This is a genomic window from Sphingobium yanoikuyae, from assembly GCF_034424525.1.
In the GTDB taxonomy this organism is placed as follows: Bacteria; Pseudomonadota; Alphaproteobacteria; order Sphingomonadales; family Sphingomonadaceae; genus Sphingobium; species Sphingobium yanoikuyae.
Map to the genome: position 1 here is coordinate 3,593,498 of NZ_CP139979.1, position 20,777 is coordinate 3,614,274.

17 protein-coding genes and 1 riboswitch are annotated in these 20,777 nt (G+C 66.8%); of the genes, 7 read left to right on the forward strand and 10 right to left on the reverse strand.

The window, feature by feature from the left end; genetic code table 11:
• Positions 1-2 precede the first annotated feature (2 nt).
• Positions 3-899, reverse strand: coding sequence for a LysR substrate-binding domain-containing protein (locus U0025_RS16435; protein ID WP_004208522.1), 897 nt, complete (start codon positions 897-899; stop codon positions 3-5).
• A gap of 329 nt (positions 900-1,228) precedes the next feature.
• Here U0025_RS16435 and U0025_RS16440 point away from each other — a divergent pair, with 329 nt between their 5' ends.
• Genes U0025_RS16440 through U0025_RS16455 form a run of 4 tightly spaced genes read left to right on the forward strand, consistent with a single transcriptional unit; the run spans position 1,229 to position 7,803 of the window.
• Entirely contained in the window at positions 1,229-4,423 is a 3,195-nt protein-coding gene (locus U0025_RS16440) for an efflux RND transporter permease subunit (RefSeq protein ID WP_004208523.1), read from the forward strand.
• Positions 4,416-5,621, forward strand: coding sequence for an efflux RND transporter periplasmic adaptor subunit (locus U0025_RS16445; protein WP_004208524.1), 1,206 nt, complete (start codon positions 4,416-4,418; stop codon positions 5,619-5,621). Before U0025_RS16440 ends, U0025_RS16445 begins: the two co-directional genes overlap by 8 nt.
• Positions 5,611-7,017 carry an efflux transporter outer membrane subunit gene (locus U0025_RS16450; RefSeq protein WP_004208526.1) on the forward strand — a complete coding sequence of 469 codons (1,407 nt, stop codon included), beginning with the start codon at positions 5,611-5,613 and terminating at the stop codon, positions 7,015-7,017. Before U0025_RS16445 ends, U0025_RS16450 begins: the two co-directional genes overlap by 11 nt.
• Before the next feature lie 39 nt (positions 7,018-7,056).
• Positions 7,057-7,803, forward strand: coding sequence for an SDR family NAD(P)-dependent oxidoreductase (locus U0025_RS16455; RefSeq protein ID WP_004208528.1), 747 nt, complete (start codon positions 7,057-7,059; stop codon positions 7,801-7,803).
• A 51-nt stretch (positions 7,804-7,854) separates the two neighbouring features.
• On the opposite strand, the gene U0025_RS16460 is transcribed toward U0025_RS16455, so the two are convergent.
• The 8 genes from U0025_RS16460 to U0025_RS16495 form a co-directional block, all read right to left on the reverse strand.
• Positions 7,855-8,907 (reverse strand): HoxN/HupN/NixA family nickel/cobalt transporter, encoded by a 1,053-nt coding sequence (locus U0025_RS16460; protein ID WP_004208529.1) that lies wholly within the window; start codon positions 8,905-8,907, stop codon positions 7,855-7,857.
• Positions 8,904-10,403, reverse strand: a complete 1,500-nt coding sequence (locus U0025_RS16465) for a PepSY domain-containing protein (protein WP_004208530.1) — start codon at positions 10,401-10,403, stop codon at positions 8,904-8,906. The genes U0025_RS16460 and U0025_RS16465 overlap by 4 nt, the downstream gene beginning before the upstream one ends.
• Before the next feature lie 2 nt (positions 10,404-10,405).
• Complete coding sequence (locus U0025_RS16470; RefSeq protein ID WP_004208531.1) at positions 10,406-12,394, reverse strand: TonB-dependent receptor plug domain-containing protein; 1,989 nt, start codon at positions 12,392-12,394, stop codon at positions 10,406-10,408.
• Between the two features lie 190 nt (positions 12,395-12,584).
• A riboswitch (cobalamin riboswitch) is annotated at positions 12,585-12,829 on the reverse strand.
• 62 nt (positions 12,830-12,891) lie between these two features.
• Positions 12,892-13,764 (reverse strand): copper resistance protein B, encoded by an 873-nt coding sequence (locus U0025_RS16475; RefSeq protein WP_004208532.1) that lies wholly within the window; start codon positions 13,762-13,764, stop codon positions 12,892-12,894.
• Positions 13,761-15,500 carry a copper resistance system multicopper oxidase gene (locus U0025_RS16480; RefSeq protein WP_004208533.1) on the reverse strand — a complete coding sequence of 580 codons (1,740 nt, stop codon included), beginning with the start codon at positions 15,498-15,500 and terminating at the stop codon, positions 13,761-13,763. Before U0025_RS16480 ends, U0025_RS16475 begins: the two co-directional genes overlap by 4 nt.
• Positions 15,501-15,506: 6 nt before the next feature.
• Positions 15,507-16,082 carry an RNA polymerase sigma factor gene (locus U0025_RS16485; RefSeq protein WP_004208535.1) on the reverse strand — a complete coding sequence of 192 codons (576 nt, stop codon included), beginning with the start codon at positions 16,080-16,082 and terminating at the stop codon, positions 15,507-15,509.
• Positions 16,079-16,513: a periplasmic heavy metal sensor gene (locus U0025_RS16490; RefSeq protein WP_004208536.1), complete on the reverse strand. Its 435-nt coding sequence runs from the start codon at positions 16,511-16,513 to the stop codon at positions 16,079-16,081. The genes U0025_RS16485 and U0025_RS16490 overlap by 4 nt, the downstream gene beginning before the upstream one ends.
• Before the next feature lie 2 nt (positions 16,514-16,515).
• Positions 16,516-16,818 carry a hypothetical protein gene (locus U0025_RS16495; RefSeq protein ID WP_004208537.1) on the reverse strand — a complete coding sequence of 101 codons (303 nt, stop codon included), beginning with the start codon at positions 16,816-16,818 and terminating at the stop codon, positions 16,516-16,518.
• Between the two features lie 100 nt (positions 16,819-16,918).
• On the opposite strand from U0025_RS16495, the gene U0025_RS16500 reads away from it, so the two are divergent.
• The 3 genes from U0025_RS16500 (at position 16,919) to U0025_RS16510 (ending at position 20,567) form a co-directional block, all read left to right on the forward strand.
• Complete coding sequence (locus U0025_RS16500; protein WP_004208540.1) at positions 16,919-17,299, forward strand: copper resistance protein CopC; 381 nt, start codon at positions 16,919-16,921, stop codon at positions 17,297-17,299.
• Between the two features lie 78 nt (positions 17,300-17,377).
• A complete protein-coding gene (locus U0025_RS16505; RefSeq protein WP_004208541.1) occupies positions 17,378-17,686 on the forward strand; it encodes a hypothetical protein in 309 nt (102 codons plus the stop codon).
• A 463-nt stretch (positions 17,687-18,149) separates the two neighbouring features.
• Positions 18,150-20,567 (forward strand): glycoside hydrolase family 2 TIM barrel-domain containing protein, encoded by a 2,418-nt coding sequence (locus U0025_RS16510; protein WP_004208543.1) that lies wholly within the window; start codon positions 18,150-18,152, stop codon positions 20,565-20,567.
• On the opposite strand, the gene U0025_RS16515 is transcribed toward U0025_RS16510, so the two are convergent.
• Positions 20,564-20,767, reverse strand: a complete 204-nt coding sequence (locus U0025_RS16515; protein ID WP_004208544.1) for a hypothetical protein — start codon at positions 20,765-20,767, stop codon at positions 20,564-20,566. The two genes, U0025_RS16510 and U0025_RS16515, sit on opposite strands and share 4 nt — an antisense overlap.
• Positions 20,768-20,777 lie beyond the last annotated feature (10 nt).

Here is a 20,777-nt window from a genome sequence, read left to right on the forward strand (position 1 = left end):
TGTCAGCGCGCCGGGCTGTCTTCCAGCACGGTCGCGCGAAACGCCTCGGCCGGGGGCGACAGGGTGCGATGGTGGATCATCCATAGCGAACTGGTGACGGGCGAGGTGAAGCGGCGGTTGACGACATTGTCGACATGCAGCCGCGCCATCGACCGCGCGATCACGGTCGGGCCGAAGCCGCCGGAAACGAGCCCCAGCAAGGTCGCCAGGCTGCGCGCCTCATGCGCGATCCGCGGCACGAAGCCCGCCGCCTCGCACTGGGCGAAGAAATGCTCGGTAAAGCCCGCCCCATTGGGCGCGCCATAAAGGACCAGCGGCTCGCCGGCGAGATCGGTGATGCTGGGATCCTCCTTGCGCAGCGCCAGCGGATGATCGTCGCGCAGTGCCAGCAGCATATCCTCGGTCAACAGGCAGTGCGACACCATGTCCTCGGGCAGGACCGGCGGCAGGAAGTCGCGCACCAGGCCGATGTCGAGCTGATGGTTGCGCACATTCTCGATCTGCTCGTCCCGCCCCTGTTCGCGCAGGATCAATTCGACCTGCGGATAGGTCTGACGAAAGCGATAGAGGGCGCTGGCGATCTGCGGCACGAACGGGCCGGAGGCGGTGAAGCCCAGGCCCAGATGGCCGATCTCGCCACGCTGCGCCCGGCGCGCGGTCTGGCTGGCACGATCCGCCTGCACCAATGTCGCCCGCGCCTCCGGCTCGAACAGCCGTCCCGCTTCGGTCAGGCGGACGCGGCGGCTGGTGCGGTCGAACAGGCGCACGCCCAGTTCCTCCTCCAGCGCCCTGATCTGCTGGCTGAGCGGCGGTTGCGATATGCCCAGGCGCAGCGCGGCCCGGCCGAAATGCATTTCCTCGGCAACAGTCAGGAAATAGCGGAGATGGCGGAGATCCATTGATCCATTCGTTAGAAATATCGATTATGCCATATTATATATTAGACGCAGAATGTCCAAGGGCGCATGGCCCATCGCGGATGTGGCGGTGGTCCTCATCGTCCCATGGCATTGTGCGCGGATTCGCCCCCGATCCCGCTGCGCGTGTCATATTGCGGCCGACCAGCGGATTGCCGTCACATTCATGAATGCCGTTCATAGGCTCATGCCGCCATGCCGCTCTGGCAACCCGGCTGCAGAACCCGTAAAATAAGGGCATTCCTTCTGGAGAGGCGCCAAATTTTCGCACCCCGGCATCGTTCCGCCGGGAGATGCGCCGGGAGTCGTGAATGATCGGTATCGTCAAGGTTGCCCTGCATCGCCCGCTGACCTTCATTGTCATGGCGATCCTGATCGCGATCGTGGGCATCCTGTCCGCCGCGCGCACCCCGGTCGACATGTTCCCCAATATCCGCATCCCGGTGATCGCGGTCGCCTTCCAATATGCCGGCCTGTCGCCCGAGGACATGTCGGGCCGCATCGTCGGCCCCTATGAGCGGGTGCTGACCACCACGGTCAACGACATCGAACATATCGAAAGCCAGTCGCTGCAGGGCATTGGCGTCATCAAGATCTATTTCCAGCCCGGCGCCGACATCCGCACCGCCACCGCGCAGGTGACGTCGATCTCGCAGACCGTGCTGCGCCAGATGCCACCGGGCGTCACCCCGCCGCTGATCCTGAACTATAGCGCATCGACGGTGCCGATCCTGCAGCTCGCTTTGTCGGGCAAGGGCCTGTCGGAACAGCAATTGTTCGACCTTGGCCAGAACCAGATCCGGCCGCAGCTCGTGACCATCCCCGGCCTCGCCATGCCCTTCCCCTCGGGCGGCAAGCAGCGCCAGGTGCAGATTGACCTCAATCCTCTGGCGCTCCAGTCCAAGGGGCTGTCGGCGCAGGATGTCGGCAACGCCATCGCCGCGCAGAACCAGATCAACCCGGCCGGCTTCGTCAAGATCGGCGCGACCCAATATAGCGTCCGCCTGAACAATGCGCCGGAATCGATTGCCGCGCTCAACGACCTGCCGGTCAAGGTGGTGAACGGCGCGACCATCTACATGCGCGACGTCGCCTATGTCCGCGACGGCGCCGGCCCGCAGCAGAATATCGTCCATGTGGAAGGCAGCCGTTCCGCGCTGCTGACCGTGCTGAAAAATGGCAGCACCTCCACCCTCGCCATCGTCGACGGGGTGAAGCAGGCGCTGCCGAAGATTTCGGCTACCCTGCCCGACACGCTCAAGATCCTGCCGATCGGCGATCAATCGCTGTTCGTGAAGGCCGCGGTCGAGGGCGTCATCCATGAAGGCGCGATCGCCGCCGCCCTCACCTCGCTGATGATCCTGCTGTTCCTGGGCAGCTGGCGCTCGACCGTCATCATCGCGCTGTCGATCCCGCTCGCCATTCTGGCGGCGATCGCGGCGCTGGCGATGTTCGGCCAGACCCTCAACGTCATGACGCTGGGCGGCCTCGCGCTGGCGGTCGGCATCCTGGTCGACGACGCGACGGTGACGATCGAGAATATCAACTGGCACCTGGAACAGGGCAAGGGCGTGATCGAGGCGATCCTGGACGGCGCGGCACAGATCGTGACGCCGGCCTTCGTCTCGCTGCTCTGCATCTGCATCGTGTTCGTGCCGATGTTCTTCCTGCCCGGCGTCGCCGGCTTCCTGTTCGTGCCGATGGCGCTGTCGGTGGTGTTCGCGATGATCGCGTCCTTCATCCTGTCGCGCACGCTGGTGCCGACCATGGCGATGTATCTGCTGAAACCGCACCATGTCGGCGACGAGGACGAGCATCTGGCCGGCACCGCGACGTCCAGGAACCCGTTCGTCCGTTTCCAGCGCGGCTTTGAATATCGGTTCGAGAAGGTCCGCACCTCCTATGTCGGGATGCTTCACCGTGCCCTCAACGCCCGCAAGCCCTTCCTGATCGGCTTCATGGCGGTCGTCCTGCTGTCCTTCGGCCTGCTGCCGTTCCTGGGCAGCAACTTCTTCCCCTCGGTCGATTCCGGCCAGATCGCCATGCATATCCGCGTGCCGGTCGGCGCCCGGATCGAGGATACGGCCGCCCGCTTCGACCAGATCGGACGCGAAGTGCGCAAGATCATCCCGGCCGACCAGCTGGGATCGATCACCGACAATATCGGCCTGCCGGTCAGCTCCATCAACACCGTCTACAACAATAGCGGCACCATCGGTCCGCAGGACGGCGACATGCTGATCGCGCTCAACAAGGGCCATCGTCCGACCGACGAGTTCGTCTCGCAGTTGCGCCGCGAATTGCCGCGCCGCTTCCCCGGCACGACCTTCGCCTTCCTGCCCGCCGACATCACCAGCCAGATCCTGAACTTCGGCGCGCCCGCACCGATCGACATCCAGATCGCGGGCAAGGATGCGGAGGCGAACCGCGCCTATGCGCAGAAGCTGCTGGCGAAGATCACGACCATCCCCGGCCTGGCCGACGCCCGCATCCAGCAGCCCGGCCGTGCGCCGCAGCTGGACGTCGATGTCGATCGCTCGCGCGTCGGCCAATATGGCCTGACCGAACGCGACGTGACCACCAGCCTTGCCAGCTCGCTGGCCGGCACCTCGCAGACCGCGCCGGTCTTCTTCGTGAACCCGCAGAATGGCGTGCAATATCCGGTCGTCGCGCAGGCGCCCGAATATCTGGTCGGATCGATGAGCGACCTGTCCAACGTCCCGGTGTCGGGTGCGGGCGCCAGCGCGGTGCAGCCGCTGGGCGGCCTGGCCACCATCGTCCGCTCCAACACCGTGCCGGTCGTGTCGCACTATAATATCGCGCCGGTGCTCGACATCTTCGCCACCACGCAGGGCCGTGACCTGGGCGCGGTGGCGGGCGATATCGATCGGGCGATCAAGTCGCTGAAGGCGGAGGAGCCCAAGGGCGCCACCATCACCATTCGCGGCCAATATGCGACGATGAACACCGCCTTCTCGGGCCTTGGCTTCGGCCTCGCCGGCGCGATCGTGCTCATCTACCTGCTGATCGTCGTCAACTTCCAGAGCTGGGTCGATCCGTTCGTCATCATCACCGCCCTGCCCGCGGCGCTGGCCGGCATCATCTGGATGCTGTTCATGACCGGCACCACTTTGTCGGTGCCGGCGCTGACCGGCGCGATCATGTGCATGGGTGTGGCGACGGCCAACTCGATCCTGGTCGTCAGCTTCGCCCGCGAACGGCTCGCCGAACTGGGCGACGCGACCAAGGCCGCGCTGGAAGCCGGCATGGTCCGCTTCCGCCCGGTGCTGATGACCGCGCTCGCCATGATCATCGGCATGGGTCCGATGGCGCTCGGCCTGGGCGAAGGCGGCGAACAAAATGCCCCGCTGGGCCGCGCCGTCGTCGGCGGCCTGATCTGCGCCACCATCGCCACCCTCTTCTTCGTCCCCACCGTCTTCGCCTTCGTCCATAGCCGCAAGGCTGCGAAGGCCAACAACATGGAAATGCAGCCGAGCCATGTCTGACCATAACAGCATCGAAAATCCCGAGCAGGCCGGCCCCGACAGCGGCACGCTGAAGAAGATCGGCATCGGCGCGGCCGTGGTCGCGCTCGTCGTGGTCGGCGTGGGCGTCGCCTCGCGCATCAGCGCCACCAACGAACTGCGCGAAACTGCCGCCGACGCATCGGTGCCGACCGTCGCGGTGGTGAAGCCGACGGTGAATGGCGAGGGCAACGACCTGGTCCTGCCCGGCAATGTGCAGGCCTATAACAGCGCCGCCATCTATGCCCGCACCAATGGCTATGTCCGCCGCTGGCTGGCCGATATCGGCGACCGGGTGCGCGAGGGCCAACCGCTCGCCGTGCTCGATGCACCCGACCTCGACCAGCAGGTCGCCGCCGCGCAGGCCGATTATCAGACCGCGCTGGCCAACCAGCGCCTCGCCGAAACCACATCGAAGCGCTGGAGCGCGATGCTGGCGCAGGACGCCGTCTCGCGTCAGGAGGCCGACGAGAAGGCCGGCGATCTCGCCGCCCGCACCGCCGTTTCCAACGCGGCGCTCGCCAACGTCAAGCGGCTGAAGGCCCAGCAGGGCTTCACCCGCCTCGCCGCGCCGTTCGATGGCGTCGTCACCAGCCGCTCGGCCCAGATCGGCGCGCTGGTGGTGTCCGGCAATGCCGCCGCCCAGCCGCTCTTCACCGTGTCCGACATCCATCGCATGCGCATCTATGTCCGCGTGCCGCAGGGCTATTCCGCGTCGGTGCGTCCCGGCATGGGCGCGACCCTGACCCTGCCCGAATATCCCGGCCGCAGCTTCAACGCGACCCTGACCAGCAGTTCGGGCGCGGTCGATGCGCAGTCGGGTGCCGTGCTGGTCCAGTTGCAGGCGGAAAATCCCGACGGCGCATTGAAGCCGGGTGCCTTCGCCCAGGTCAGCTTCAAGGTCGGCGCCGGCCAGGGCAATGGCATGACCCTGCCGGGCAGCGCGATCCTCTACAGCAACAACGGCCCCAGCGTCGCCGTGGTGGGTGCGGACAATCGCATCACCATGAAGCCGGTCGCCATTTCGCGCGACGAGGGCGCCACGGTGCAGATCGCCAGCGGCCTCAGCCCCAATGACCGGATCGTCGACACCCCGCCCGATGCGATCCGCACCGGCGACACGGTGAAGGTGCAGGCGTCGGCGCCCGCCGGCGGAAAGGGTGCGACGCATGCGCGCTGACCGCCGGATCGGCGGCGCGGGCGTGACATTGGCGGCGGTCTTGCTGGCCGGCTGCTCGATGGCGCCGGCCTATCAGCCGCCCCAGACCAGCGCCCCCGCCGAATATAAGGAAGTGGCGGGCTGGACCGCCGCCCAGCCGGCCGACGCGACGCCGCGCGGCAATTGGTGGGAGGCGTTCAACGATCCCGTCCTCAATGACCTGGAAACCCGCGCCGAGCAGGCCAGCCCGACTTTGGCGGCTGCGCTGGCCCGCTATGACCAGGCGCGCGCCGCCGCGCGGGTGGAAAATGCCGACCTGTTCCCGCAGATCAGTGCCGGCGCCGATGCCGGCCGCCGCCGCGTGTCGGGCAACCGCTTCCAGGGCAATGGCAACGCCGTCACCTATAATGACTATGTCGTGGGCGGCAGCCTCGACTATGAACTCGATCTGTGGGGCCGCATCCGCAACAGCGTGAAGGCGGCGCGGGCCGATGCCGACGCCAGCAATGCCGACCTCGCCTCCGCCCGGCTCAGCCTGCAAGCCGCCGTCGCCGACGCCTATGCGCGGCTGCGCGGGCTGGATGCGCAGGCGGAGTTGCTGCACCAGACGGTCGAAGCCTTCGGCAAGGCCTATGACCTGACCGACCGGCGCCACAAGGGCGGCGTGTCGTCGGGCATCGACGTCAATCGCGCCAAGACGGTGCTGGACAATGCGAAGGCGGACATCTCCGCCATCGCCAACGAGCGCGCCGCGACCGAGCATGAGATCGCCGCGCTGGTCGGCGCGATCGCGTCGGACTTCAGCATCGCTGCTCGCACCCAGCCGCTCGCCGCGCCGGACGTGCCGACCGGCGCGCCCTCGCAACTGCTGGAGCGTCGCCCTGACATCGCGGCGGCCGAACGGCGCATGTTCGCCGCCAATGCGCGGATCGGCGTCGCCAAGGCGGCCTTCTTCCCGACGCTGACGCTGGGCCTGACCGGCGGGTGGGAAACCACCCATGGCGACCTGTTCTCCACCCCCAACAGCTTCTGGGGCCTGGGCCCGGCATCGGCGCTGCTCAACCTGTTCGACGGCGGCAAGCGCCGCGCACAGGTGAAGATGTCGCGCGCCGAATATGAGGAACTGGCCGCCGGCTATCGCGACACGGTCCTCACCGCCTTCCGCCAGGTCGAGGATGCGGTCGCCGCCAACCATCATCTGTCCGACCAGATCGGCCATCAGCGCAGCGCCGCCGACGCCGCCCAGCGCACCAGCGATCTGGCGCTGACCCGCTATCGCGACGGCGCGTCGGATTATCTGGAGGTGGTAACCGCCCAGACCGATGCGCTCGACGCCCAGCGCGCGGTGCTGATCGCGCAGACCCAGCGGATGCGCGCCAGCGTCGCGCTGGTGAAGGCTCTGGGCGGAGCAGCCTGACCAAGCTATTGGGTTGACGACAAAAGACAGGAGCGCCCCATGACCAAGACCGTCCTCATCACCGGCGCGACCGCCGGCATCGGCGAAGCCGCCGTCCGCGCCTTTGCCGCCGATGGCTGGCAGGTGATCGGCACCGGCCGTCGCGCCGATCGGCTGGAAAAGCTGGCCGCCGAAATCGGTGACGCCTTCTGCCCGCTGGTGTTCGACATGCGCGACGAAGCCGCAATCGATGCGGCGCTGGCCAGCCTGCCCGAAGCTTTCCGCGCGATCGACATGCTGGTCAACAATGCCGGCCTGGCGCTCGGCACTGCGCCGGCCCAGTCGGCCGACCTCGCCCAGTGGCAGCAGATGATCGAGACCAACATCACCGGCCTCGTCACCGTCACCCACAAGCTGTTGCCCGGTCTGGTCGCGCGCAAAGGCGGGATCATCAATCTGAGTTCGGTGGCGGCGACCTATCCCTACACCGGCGGCAATGTCTATGGCGGCACCAAGGCGTTCGTGCGCCAATTCTCGCTCGGCCTGCGGTCGGACCTGCACGGCACCGGCGTGCGCGTCACATCGATCGAGCCGGGCATGGTGGAGACCGAATTCACGCTGGTCCGCACCGGCAGCCAGCAGGCGTCCGACACTCTTTATGGCAATGCCAATCCGATGACCGCGGACGACATCGCCGCCACCCTGCTCTGGGTCGCGAACCAGCCCGCGCATCTCAACATCAACACGCTGGAACTGATGCCGGTGAGCCAGTCCTTCGCCGGCTTCCAGGTCGCGCGCGAGGGGTAAAAACTGCCGTTCGGGCTGGGCGAAACCGAAGCTCAGCCCGAACGGAATAGGCTAAGCCCGCACCTCGCCCGCCGGGGCCAGTTCGATCGCGTCATAGCCCTTCCAGCGATAGAAGAGCGCGCTGGCGATCCAGCAGGCGATGAACAGGCCGATGATCGCAAAGCCCAGATCGTTGAAATGCTCGCCCAGCGTCGCGGCGACATCCCAGATGCCGCCGGAGAGCCCCAGCTTTTCGCCCAGCAGCGCCAGCGTCTCGATCGTGCCGATGCCGATCGCCACCGCCGCCGACAAGGCGGTGATGACGATGTTGTAGTAGAGCTTGCGCAGCGGCTTCACGAACGCCCATTGATAGGCGCCCATCATCAGCATGCCGTCGACCGTATCGACCAGCGCCATGCCCGCCGCGAACAGCAGGGGCAGCACCAGCACCGGCCCCAACGCGAAGCCGTCGCTCGCCTGCGCGGCGGAGAGGCCGAGGATCGCCACTTCGGTCGCGGTGTCGAAGCCGAGGCCAAAAAGGAAACCGAGCGGCGCCATCTGCCAGGGGCGCGAGATCAGGCGGAAGACCGGGCGGAACAGGCGCGACAGCGGCCCGCGCCCGCCGGTCAGCATGTCGAGATCCGCCTCGACATAGGTGCCGCCCGCCTGCACCCGGCGGAAGGTCGCCCAGACCTGGCGCAGGATCACGAGGTTCATGATCGCGATGGCGAACAGGAAGGTGGCGGAGATCAGCGTCGCCACAACGCCCCCGGCAGCGCGGAACCGCTCCAGCCCGGCGAGCGCACTGACCGCATAGGCGAGGCCCAGCGCGGCGATCAGCACGATCGCGCTATGGCCGATCGCGAACCAAAGGCCCACGGTCAGCGGCCGTTGCCCATCCTGCATCAGCTTGCGCGTCACATTGTCGATCGCGGCGATATGATCGGCATCGACCGCATGGCGCAGGCCAAGGCCCCAGGCGAGCAGGGCCGTGCCCATCATCACCGGGCGATCACCGAACAGGGCGAAGGCCCAGCCCCAGACGGTCAGATTGGCAAGGACGAGCGCCGCGATCAGCGGCACGCTGCGTCGCCGAAGCGACGCCTGCAAAGGGGTGGCAGTCATGCGATTTCTCCGATCAGGGGCGGAAGGGCGCGAGCGCGCCGACGGCGATTGCGGACGCGGCGCAGGTCGCGCCGCAGCTTGGAAAGGCCCATCCACGTCCCCGTCCCGCAAACGAGCGTGACCATGGCGAGCAGCGGCAGGACGATCAGATCCCACCAGGGACGGGTGCGCAGCAGCGGGAAGTCGAGCCGGTGCAGCCCATCCTGCAACCAGCGGAAGGCGCGGCCATTGCGGTCGAAGGCGCGGATCAGGCGGCCCGACGCGGGATCGACATAGAGGCGTGTCGCCTGGTCATCGGCCAGGATGACACGCCACACCGGCAGGGCGACGCTGGCCTTGTAGCCATAATAATAGGCATCCTCCTGGCGCAGCAGGTCGAGCGAGGCGATCGCCGGACCATCATGGAGTGCGGCACGCAAAGCCGCTTCGGAGAGGGAAGCAGGCCGGCCAGCAGCGTCGAAGCGTTGCGCCTTGCCCGCGCGATCGATCGCCACCAGATGGACGGCACCGGCAAAGGGCACTGCCTCCAGCCGGACGACACCCGTCGGCAAGGTGGGCAGCGCCGCGATCGCCCGGCGCGCATCGCCCCAGGCGAAGTCACCGTTCAGCCGCTGGCGCTCCGTCATCATCGCCTCGCTGTCCAGCAGCCCCCAGGGGTTCATCGACAGCAGCCCGCTCGCCACCCAGGTCAGCGTCACTATGCCGAAGAACAGCCCGACCATATGATGCCACCACCACAGGCCCCGATAGGGCGATCCGATGCTGCCATCGCGACGGCGGCGCAGCCGGGCAATGCCGACCCACAGGCCAGTGATGGTCAGGAAACAGCCGATCAGCGAGGTCCAGATGACGACCTGGCTCCACAACGCGCCATCCTGTCGCAGGATGGTGGGATAGAGCCAGTGCGGCACCGCGCCGAGCCAGCCCCAGAAGCGCTGGAAGCGGGTGGTCAGCTGCACCACCTCCCCGCTCCTGCCCGAGACATAGGCCTGCGTCCCGGCCGCATCGGCATAATCGGCGCGGTAGAGCGGCGCATTGCGGCGGAAGGTCTGGACCGTCCACTGGTCCATCTCCGTCTGCGCGACCTGCCCGACCGGGCCGGCAATGGCGCTGTTGCGGCCGAATTCGCGCGCGATCCTGTGGATATTTTGCGGATCGACCTGCTCGACCGGTTTCCCCGTCGCCCAGTCATGGGTGCCGGCGGAGACCCGCATCTGCGGAATGGTGCGCGTCGGATCGAGCGCCGGCGTCACCCGCAGCACAGGTCGCCCCGCCATCATCTCGATCCGCGCGGCGGACAGCATCATGGCGTCGGGCAACATCCCTGCCTGCCCTGCCGACAGCTTGAGGGGCGTAAGCCCCCCAAGCTGCGCGGCCGGTGTCAGGCGCGGATAGTCGACATAGAGCATCACGAAGCCGGACAGGCACCACAGCGTCATGACGGCGCCGATGATGATGCCCAGCCAGCGATGCAGCAGCAGGACCGGCCGCAACATGGTCAGAAGCTCAGGCCATAGCTGACCCGCAGCGTGCGCGGCACGCCCCGGTAGAAATAGAGGAAGCGGCTGTTGCTGCCGTCCAATACCCCTGCGTCGCTGACCGCCGAGCGATAGCCGGTGGAGGCATAGTCGCGGTCGAACAGATTCTCGACATTGACGCCGAACCGGTTGCGCCGCGCCTGGTCCAGCCACAGATGCGCGCCCGCATCGACCACGGCATAATTGCCATAGTTCATCCGGCCAAAGCCCGACGCGGTCGACCAGACTTCGCCCACCCAATTGGCCGACAGATTGGCGCCAAAGCGGCCGGTCTGCGGCGCATAGACGATCGCGGCGCGGCCATATTGTTCCGGATTGCGATCCCGCTGCACCGAACTGCCCTGATTGCGAACACGCGAATAGGTGTAGCTGGCCGACAGGCCCCAGCCGCCGGTCAGGTCGGCGTTCAGCTCCAGCTCGGCACCCCTGGCCCGCACCTTGTCGCTGACGTTGATATAGGTGCCTTCCGGAAAGGCGGGATCATCATAGGTCGTGTCGATCAGGTCGGTGATGCGCCGGTTGAAATAGGTCGCCTTCCACCGGATCGCTCCGCCGGCCAGCGCGCCGCCCAGCGCGGCGTTGAGGTTCAGGCTCTCCTCGGGCTTCAAATTCGGGTTGCCGACCTCGCAACAGGGATCATTGCCATAAAGTTGCGAGGCGTCGGGCAGCACGAAGGAGGTGCCGCCATTGGCCTCCACGAACAGCGCGTCGCTGACATCATAACGGCCCGAGACGTTCCAGATCGTCTTTTCCGATCCCTTCGCCTTATTGTAGCGCAGGCCCGCGGCGATCCGTCCCTTGCTCGACAGATCATCATTGGTGCGCAGCTGGAAGATGCCGGCATGGACCTGTTCGTCGGTCGGTGCGATCAGCAGAACGTCGTCGCGGCCGTTGAAGCTCTGGAAATCATAGCCGATCAGCGTGTCGATGCCGCGCAGCATGTTGAGCTGCACCACCGCGCTGCCACCATAATCCTGATAGCCCCAGAAGGTGCCGGCCGGGTAGATGACCTGCGGCGGGCCGGCGGGCACGGGATTGCGGATCTGGACATAGGCGGTCTTCCAGTCGTGGAAATAGCCCTTGAGGAAGAATTGCACGCCATCCTCGCCGGTATAGTCGAGGCGCAGGCTGGCCACTTCCTCATTGCGGTCATTGCGGCTCTCCTTGGTCCGCGTCGCGCTGATATTGTCGAGATCGGCCTTGGTGTGCTGGTAGAGCGCGTTCAGGCGCAGGTCCGGCGCGATATCATATTGATATTTGATGCCCGCCGACCAGAGATCATAGCCGCGCGCGCGATCGGTGGCGCTGGGCTGCATCACGTCATAGGGGCGATAGCCGTCCGACTGGCTGCGATTGGCCCAGACCACGAAGCGGTGCTGGCCGATCGCGCCGCGCACATAGCCGTCGAGGCTGGTGCCGGCAAAGCTGTCGAGGCTGGCATTGACCTGGCCACCCAGATCGTCGCTGAAATCGCGGGTGACGACATTGATGACGCCGGCCGCCGCCTGCGTGCCGTAGAACAGGCTTTCGCCGCCTTTCAGCACCTCGATCCGCTCGATCATGCTGGCGGCCATGGTGTCGTTGGGAGACGTGCCGCCATAGAGGCGGTTGTTGAGGCGAATGCCGTCCATCGTCCACAGCACATCCTTGGTGCGCGATCCCTGCAGCGCGATGTCGACATAGCTGAACGGCCCGGACTGCGACCGGATGAACAGGCCCGGCACCGCTTCGAGCGCACGGGCGGTATCGATCGCGGCGGCATCGCGGATCTGCGTGTCGGTGACGATCTCGATCGCATGGCCATAGCGCGACAGCTGCTGCGGCAGCGTCTCTTCCAGGCTGGTGCCGGTGACGACGATGCTGTCGCCCTCTCCTTCATCGGCCAGAGCCGGCGATGCAAAGGCGAGCGAAAGGGCCAAGGCGGCCCGCGAAACGATAATCGACTTCATTTATTCCCCCATCCGGCGCCGCGTTCGACGGGCGGGGGCAACCTTCACGAGCGGCACGCGCGCGAACGTCCGACACACGCGCCGGCCGGGCGCCCAAGGGCAACCGACGCGCGTCGTCGCAGCGGCCCCAGCCGCTCGTTCGTCGCTCAGACGGAAGTTACCGTGCCGCGGCCATCCCCTGGACCAAGGCAAGAGCGACCAGACGCCGGCAGGTCTCCTGGCTCACGGGTCATCGCTTGATGCACGGCCTTCCCAGGCCTCGCAGGATTTAGCGTCCGGCCCAGTGGCTGGCGGATCGGTCATTCTGCCGTCCGCACATGTACATCGCGCTCACCGCTTACAGTTGCAGGGACAGCTGCGGATTTGGACAGTCACCCGTCCGCACCGCATTCCCTATTAAGCCCCTTTCGGGACACCGGCGCGATCATGATCCCAGGCCCTGCGGCGCGGGATCGGCGGGATCGATAATCGAATATCAGGCGGGCTGCAAGCGCCTCTCAGAACCAGGCGCGCAGGCCGATCACCAGGCTGGTGGCCGACGGCTTGTCGCCTGCGGCACGGGCATAATCAGCGGTATCGCCCAGCTTGCGTTCCCAATTGACGCCGACATAGGGCGCGAATTCGCGGGCAATCTCGTAGCGCAGCCGCAGCCCCAGCTCGATGTCGGACGGGCCGGCGCCGATCCCCAGTTCGGGCACGGCCTGCGCCGCCAGGTTGAACTCGGCGGCGGGCTGCAGGATCAGTCGCTGGGTGATACGCTGGTCATAGCTCGCCTCCAGCCGCAGATGGGCGTCGCCCCTGGTCGACAGGAAGGCTTCGGCCCCGACTTCGAACCAGTAGGGTGCCAGGCCATCGATGCCGATCACCGCATAGCTGCGGTCCGGCCCTTCGCCGAAATCGTGCCGCACGCCCGCCTGCAGGTTGAACCAGGGGTCGATCGCCCGGCTGTAGAGCGCCTGCACCTCGGCCCGTTCGAGCGATCCGCCGAACGCTCCCTCGCCCTCGCTCTTGACGGCGAAACGGTTGATGTCGCCGCCGATCCAGCCCTCGCCCTCCCAGGCATAGCCATCCGCGCCCTTGCCGGCGCGATATTCCAGCCGATCGAGCATCCATTGCGAATAGGTCATGCCGCCGCCTTCCGCGATCATCGCCGCGCGGGCGCGGGCCATGGCGGCGGGATCATAGAGCGCGTCGGCGGCATGATCGGTCGGCGCTGGCGGGGCCGTGCCCTGCGGGATGGCGGCGTCGGCAGCCGGCGCCATTGGATTTTGGGCATGCCCCATCGCCCCATGATCCATCTGGCTGTGATCGACAGTCTGGGCCTGAACCGGCGCAGCGGCGGCGAGCAGCAGGAGCGCGATCATTCTCATGCCGCGCCCTCCCCGTGGCGGACGGTCACCACCCGCATCATCCCGGCATGCATGTGCATCAGCATATGGCAGTGGAATGCCCAGTCGCCCAGCGCATCGGCGGTGAGGTCGAAACTCAGCTTGCCGCCGGGCAGCACATTCACCGTATGCTTGCGCGGATTATGCGTCGCCTCACCGGTCACCAGTTCGAAGAAATGGCCGTGCAGATGGATGGGATGGGGCATCATCGTGTCGTTGATCAGGGTCACGCGCACCCGTTCCATATGGCGGAAGGCGATCGGCTCCGCCCCTTCCGACAGCTTCACCCCGTCGAACGACCACATATATCGTTCCATGTTCGCGGTCAGATGAATGTCGAGCGACCGGGTCGGCGGGCGCAGGTCCGTGTTCGGCGTCAGCGACCGCAGATCGGCATAGGTCAGCACGCGATGGTCGACATGCTCCAGCCCCGTCGGCCTGTCAGCGGTGCGATCGGCCGGCATCGGCGACAGGGTGGCGACGCCCGGCCCCATTTTCACGCCCGGCGCGACCGACTTGTCGCGCATCTTCATGGCGTGGCCGCTCATGGCGTCATTGGCAGGCTGGCTGAGGTCGATCACCCCGCCGTGGCCCATATCCATGCCGCCCATGTCCATGCCCATGTCCTTCATGCCCAGCAGCGGCCGGGCGCGCCGGGCCGGCACGGGCGCGACCATGCCGAGCTGCGGCGCCAAGGTGGCGCGGACCAGGCCCGACCGGTCGATCGCCTCGGCAATCAGGGCATAGGGCTTCGCCTCGCCGGGCTGGACGATCACGTCATAGGTTTCGGCAATGCCGATCTGGAACTCGTCGGTCTCGACCGGCTGGACATCCTGCCCGTCGCACTGGACGACGGTCATCGGCAGGCCGGGCAGGCGAACATTGAAATTGGTCATCGCCGACGCGTTGATGATGCGCAGCCGCACCCTCTCGCCCGGCGCGAACAGGCCGGTCCAGTTTTCGGCCGTGCCCATGCCGTTCACCAGATAGCTGTAGGTGGCGCCGGTAACGTCGGAAATATCGGTCGGGTCCATGCGCATCGCGCCCCAGTCGATCCGGTCCTTGAGGCCCTGATCCTTCCCCGCCAGCAACCCGGCCAGCGTCTGGCGCTGCATGTTATAATAGCCGCCCATCTGCTTGAGCCGCTGCAGCAGCCTGTGCGGATGAACCGGGCTCCAGTCGGCGAGCAGGATCACATGCTCCCGGTCATAGGCCACCGGATCGGGACCGGCGGGATCGATGATGATCGGCCCGTAAAGGCCCATCGCCTCCTGCATGCCCGAATGGCTATGATACCAGTAGGTGCCCGCCTGCCGCACCGGGAAGCGATAAATGAAGGTTTCGCCGGGCATGATACCGGGGAAGCTGATGCCCGGTACGCCGTCCATCTGGAAGGGCAGGATCAGCCCGTGCCAGTGGATCGAGCTATCCTCCTTCAGCCGGTTGGTGACGGCGATGTTGACATACTGCCCCTCGCGCAGGCGGATGAGCGGCGCGGGCGTGCCGCCATTGACGCTGATCGCATGGGCGGATCGGCCGCCGGTCGCAAAATGCCCGTCGCCGATGCTGAGCGCGATCGTCTCGCCCGACAGCGCGCCCTGCGCCGCGTCCTGCGTGCCGGTGGCGGCCCAGCCGGGGAAGGCCTGCGCCAGTGCAAGGGCGGCGCCCCCCCGGATCAGGCTGCGGCGGTCGAGAGGGAGGGACGGCAGATCGGTCATGCTGCTCTATACGCGCGCGCCGTCGCTTTCCCTCAACATCTCCTGCAATTGCCGGCGGGCACGGTAAAGGCGGGTTTCCACCGCCTTTTCGGTGACGCCCAATATCTGCGCGACCTCGGCCTGGCTCATGCCCTCGATCCCGCGCAGCAGCACCACCTCGCGCAGCGCCACCGGCAGCGCCGCCACCGCCGCCTCGATCCGGGCGACGCCGGCGCGGGACTGGGCCGCCTGCTCGGGATCGGACGCGGCGTCCGCGACATGGGCGGCGTCCTCGATCGGCCGGGCGAAGCTGAAGAAGCGGCGGACGGCGCGGCGGCGCGCCCAGTCATGGCATTTGTTGATCGTGATCCGCGCGATCCAGCCGCGAAAGGGCCGGCGTCCGTCATAGCGGGCCAGCGAGGCGAAGGCGGCGACGAAGCTTTCCTGCACGATGTCCATTGCCGCGTCGGCATCGCCGACATGGCCGCGCGCCAGCCGATAGACGGCATCGCGGTGCCGCCGCATCAGCGCGCCATAGGCCGCCTGCCGCCCGGCCAGCGCCTGCGCCGCCAGACTGGCATCATCGGGATCGTCGGCTATCACCCGGCAGGCTGGGTCAGCGCCTTGACGACGGCGGCGTCGAACAGCGCGGCCTGATCGGGGCGTAGCACGCCGCGCATCGCGAAGATGTGCTTCAATGTTTCCTTCTGCAATTCGCCCATCGCCTGGTGCGACCGGTCGACCGCCTGGGCCACGCGCGGGCCATAGCCATGTTCGGCGGCGATCGCGGCGGCCAACCGCTGATTGTCGGCGCGCATTTCCGCGTCGAGCGCCGCCTTGCGCTGCGCGAAGGCGACTTCCAGATCGGCGATGCGCTGCTTCTGGCCGGCGTCCAGCGTCAGCCGATCATGGAGCAGGGCATGAACCTCATTCTCCACCGGCGGCGCGGGTGCGAGCCAGGTGCGCGCGACCAGCACGGCGGCCAGCGCCGCGGCAAAGGCGACCAGCGCCACCAGCCAATAGCGTTTGCCCATGCCTATCGCTCCAGCAGGCGCGAGGGCGCATAGTCGGACATGCCGATCAGCAGCGGGCCGGGAGCGGCCTGCGCCGGCTGCGCGGGCAAGGTGCTGCCGATCCAGCCGATGCCGATCGCCATCACGCCGGCCAGCATCAGGCTGCGCCGCGCGACGCTGCGTTCGCGGCGGCGGTCCAGCCCCTGCATCACCGCCGCCTCCAGCCCGTCGAAGCGCGCCGTCGCCGGCGCGTCGCGCAGTCCGGCCAGCATGTCATCCAGATCGTCCATCGTCCCGTCCTTCATGTCCTGCCTGACGATACGCATCCGGCCGGCCCATCCCTCGCACAAAATAGCGTGAGGGGTGAGGGATGCGACAGGACAATGCGTATTCCCCTGCAAGACGCGCATTTTTCCGGAGACATCCATGCCTCGCCTGCCCCTGATCGCCGCAGCCTTTGCCCTCACCGCCCTGCCCGGCGCCGCCTTCGCCAGGCCGCAGCTCGTTGCCGCCAATCCCGCCGCCAATGCGAGCGTCGCCAAGCCGACCCGGCTGACCCTGGGCTTTTCCGAGGCGCTGCAGGCCGACCATAGCAGCATCACCCTCACCATGACCGGCATGCCGGGCATGGCCGATCATCCGCCAATGCCGATCAAGGGTTTCACCACTGCCGCGGCCGCCGACGGCAAGGGCCTGGTCATCACCCTGCCCCGCGCCCTGCCGACCGGCAGCTATGATCTTCAATGGACGGTGATGGGCAATGATCATCAGCCGGTCAGCGGCACATATAGTTTCAAGGTGCGCTGAAGGGGCGAATGCGCGCCTCCACCAGCAGGTCAGATCTAACGCTGAGAGCGGCCTTGGCATCGATCGAGGGCGGGCATTATGTCCAATGTTCGCCACCGCTCCAGCGACATAAAACAAATCAATAGCTTCAAGAATTACACCGGAATAATTTGGGTGATGGATTCCTTCCCTGTCATATTCATAATATTCAAGGTTGCGGTCCTCGGCACCGGCATGTTCTTTGCCGTCAAATGGCATTATGATCAGGACAGGAAGGCACGGAAAGGTGATGTCCTGACCGCCGTTGGCAAGATAAGCGCGATCCTGGCACTCTTGCTCGTCGGCCTGCTGTTCGCCACTTTCAAGCTTGCCAGCTTGCTTGGCCTGGACATGCAATTGTCCCAATAAATTCGCAGCTTGCCTGCAAGCATGGCCCTCAGCCCGCACCGGCACCGATGTCAGGCGGGACGCTCTCGGCCACCCGCTTTCCTACTCGGCCTTTCTCTGATCTATCCTGTGGGATGGTCCGCCTCCTCCATGCCTCCCCGCGTTCACGTGCATCAGCGGCGCCAATCTGTCGCTTCCCTGTCGCCCAACTGTCGCGTCGGCGACGCGTCGGGACGACCCGCATCATGACCCAACCGACGCGTCGCTGTCGCGTGGCAGGCGCGTCATGGCGGCGTTTGCGGCGCATTTCGCCCGAATCCGCGCACGACACTGTGAACTTCGTAGGAGATTTGCCTGTCGCGTCGCCGCCCGCCCCGCAAGGCCAGCAAAGCCGCTTGGCATCGGCCCGCCACTCCTGTAGCCATATGCCCACATAGGGCGCCATAGCGCCACATAGTGGACATATTCTGGAGAGGGGGCCGATATGGCGACGGAACGGACCGCACGGATGCGCAGGATGATCGGGCGGAGTGCCGCCGGCCTGGCGCTGGCGCTATTGATCGCCCTGCCCGCCCCCACTCTGGCCCAGCCGACCGGCGCGCAGAATTTCGATGCAGGCTGGCGCTTCCATCAGGGCGATGTCGCGACCGCAGAACAGCCCGGCTTTGCCGATGCAGGCTGGCAGCCGGTCGACCTGCCGCATGACTGGGCGATCGCCGGGCCGTTCGACGAACATGCGCCAGCGACCGGATCGGGCGGCTTCCTGCCCACCGGTGTCGCCTGGTATCGCAAGCATTTCACCCTGCCGCCCGCCAGCACGGGACAACGCGTCTTCATCGAGTTCGACGGCGTGATGGAGCGGTCGGGCGTGTGGATCAACGGCCAGCATGTCGGCCATCGGCCGAGCGGCTATGCCAGCTTCCGCTACGAGATCACCCAGCATCTGAAACCCGCCGGACAGGAGAATGTGCTGGCGGTACGCGCCGACACCTCCGCCCAGCCGGCCTCGCGCTGGTATGCGGGCGGCGGCATCTACCGCCATGTCCGCATCCTCACCCTGGGCGATGTCCATGCCGAAACATGGGGCAGCACGGTGCGGGTCGCAAAGCTGGACGCGACGAGCGCGGACCTGACCATCGGCAGCAGCGTGATGAACCAGGGCAGTGCCCCGGTCGAGGCGCGGCTGGAGGCGGTGATCGAGGGGCCGGACGGCCGCAGCATCGCAACCTTCACCGGCCAGACCATCAGCCTGCCCGCCGGCCGCGCGACCCAGATGGATGTCAGCGGTACGATCGTCGATCCGCGCCGCTGGGACATTGGCGACCCGGCGATGCACCAGGCGCTGCTGCGCGTCCGCGCGACCGACGGGCGTCTGCTCTATGAGGAGCGCGTCCCCTTCGGCATTCGCGACGCCCGGTTCGAGGCGGCGAGCGGCTTCTGGCTCAATGGCCGCAACATCAAGCTGAAGGGCGTGGCGATCCATGCCGATGGCGGGCCGTTCGGCATGGCGGTGCCGCTGGCCGTCTATGAGCGGCGGCTCAAGGGGCTGATGGCGCTGGGCGTCAATGCGGTGCGCACCGCCCATCATCCCTTCTCGCCCGAATTTCTCGACCTGTGCGACCGGCTCGGCCTGATCGTCATGAACGAGGGCTTCGACATGTGGACGGTGGCGAAGAACCCGCAGGATTATCATCTCTATTTCACCGACTGGTCGTCGATCGACGCGCGCGATTTCGTGCGGCGCGATCGCAATCATCCCAGCATCGTGATCTGGTCGATCGGCAACGAGATTCACGACACGCCCTATCCGCTGGTGGCGCAGTCGATCATCACCCGCTTGCAGGACATCTTCCATGCCGAGGATCCGACCCGGCCGGTGACGATGGCGCTGTTCCGCCCCAATACCACCCATGATTATGACAATGGCACCGCCGACCTGCTGGACGTGGTGGGCCAGAATTATCGCGAGAATGAACTGGCCAAGGCCCATGCCGACAAGCCCAGCCGCAAGATCATCGGCACCGAAAACAGCAAGAACCGGTCAAGCTGGCTCGTGGTGCGGGACGACCCGGCCTATGCCGGCATGTTCCTGTGGACCGGCGTCGATTATCTGGGCGAGGCGGACCGGGCGGGCTGGCCGGCGATCAGCAACCCGTCGGGGCTGGTCGACCGGGTCGACGGGGTGAAGCCGATCGGCTGGGAACGGGCGAGCTGGTGGTCGGACAAGCCGGTCGTGAAGCTGGCCCGGCGCGTGACCGAAGTGATCGACATCAGCGAAATGCCGACCATGGTCGGCATCGCCCTGCCCCAGCCCAAGGGGCCGGGCGCGCTGGCCGACTGGTCGCCCGACAATCGCGCCGCGCACAAGGAAAAGGTCGAGGTCTACAGCAATAGCGACGCGGTCGAGCTGTTCCTCAACGGCAAGTCACTGGGCCGCAAGCCGCGCAACGCGGACGACAGCGCGATCACATGGGACGTCGACTATGCGCCGGGCGAACTGCGCGCGGTCGGCTATCGCGGCGGCGCGAAGGTGGCAGAAGACATGCTGCGCAGCGCCGGTGCGCCGGCCGCGATCCGGCTGGTGCCGGAGGCCAAGGCGGTCGGCGGCGGCTTCGACGATGTCGTCGCGGTGCGGGCCGAGGTGGTGGATGCCAGAGGCGTGCTGGTGCCCGGCGCCACGCCGCTGCTGAACGCGACGGTATCGGGGCCGGGCCGCGTCGTCGCCTTCGACAATGGCAGCGTCACCGATCACACCGCCTTTGCCGCGCCACAGCGCGCGGCGGTGGGCGGCAAGGCGGTCGCCTTCCTGCGCGGCACCGGCAAGCCGGGCGCAATCACGCTGCAGGTCAGCGCACCGGGGCTGAAACCCGGCCGCATCAGCCTGCAGGGCACAAAGGATTAGGCCGATCGCCGCCCGGTCGCGTCGATGCAGGGGACCGCGCCGCTGGACAGCGACAGGGCGCGAACCTTGTAGCGCAGCGCCAGTTCATTGTGCGCAGCAATCACGCACACCGCATCGCCGCGTTCACGGGCTTCGTCGGCTTTGCGCGTCTCGTCGCGCGACCGGCGAAACAGATAGGCAGCATCCGTGATCACGTCCATCGAACCGACT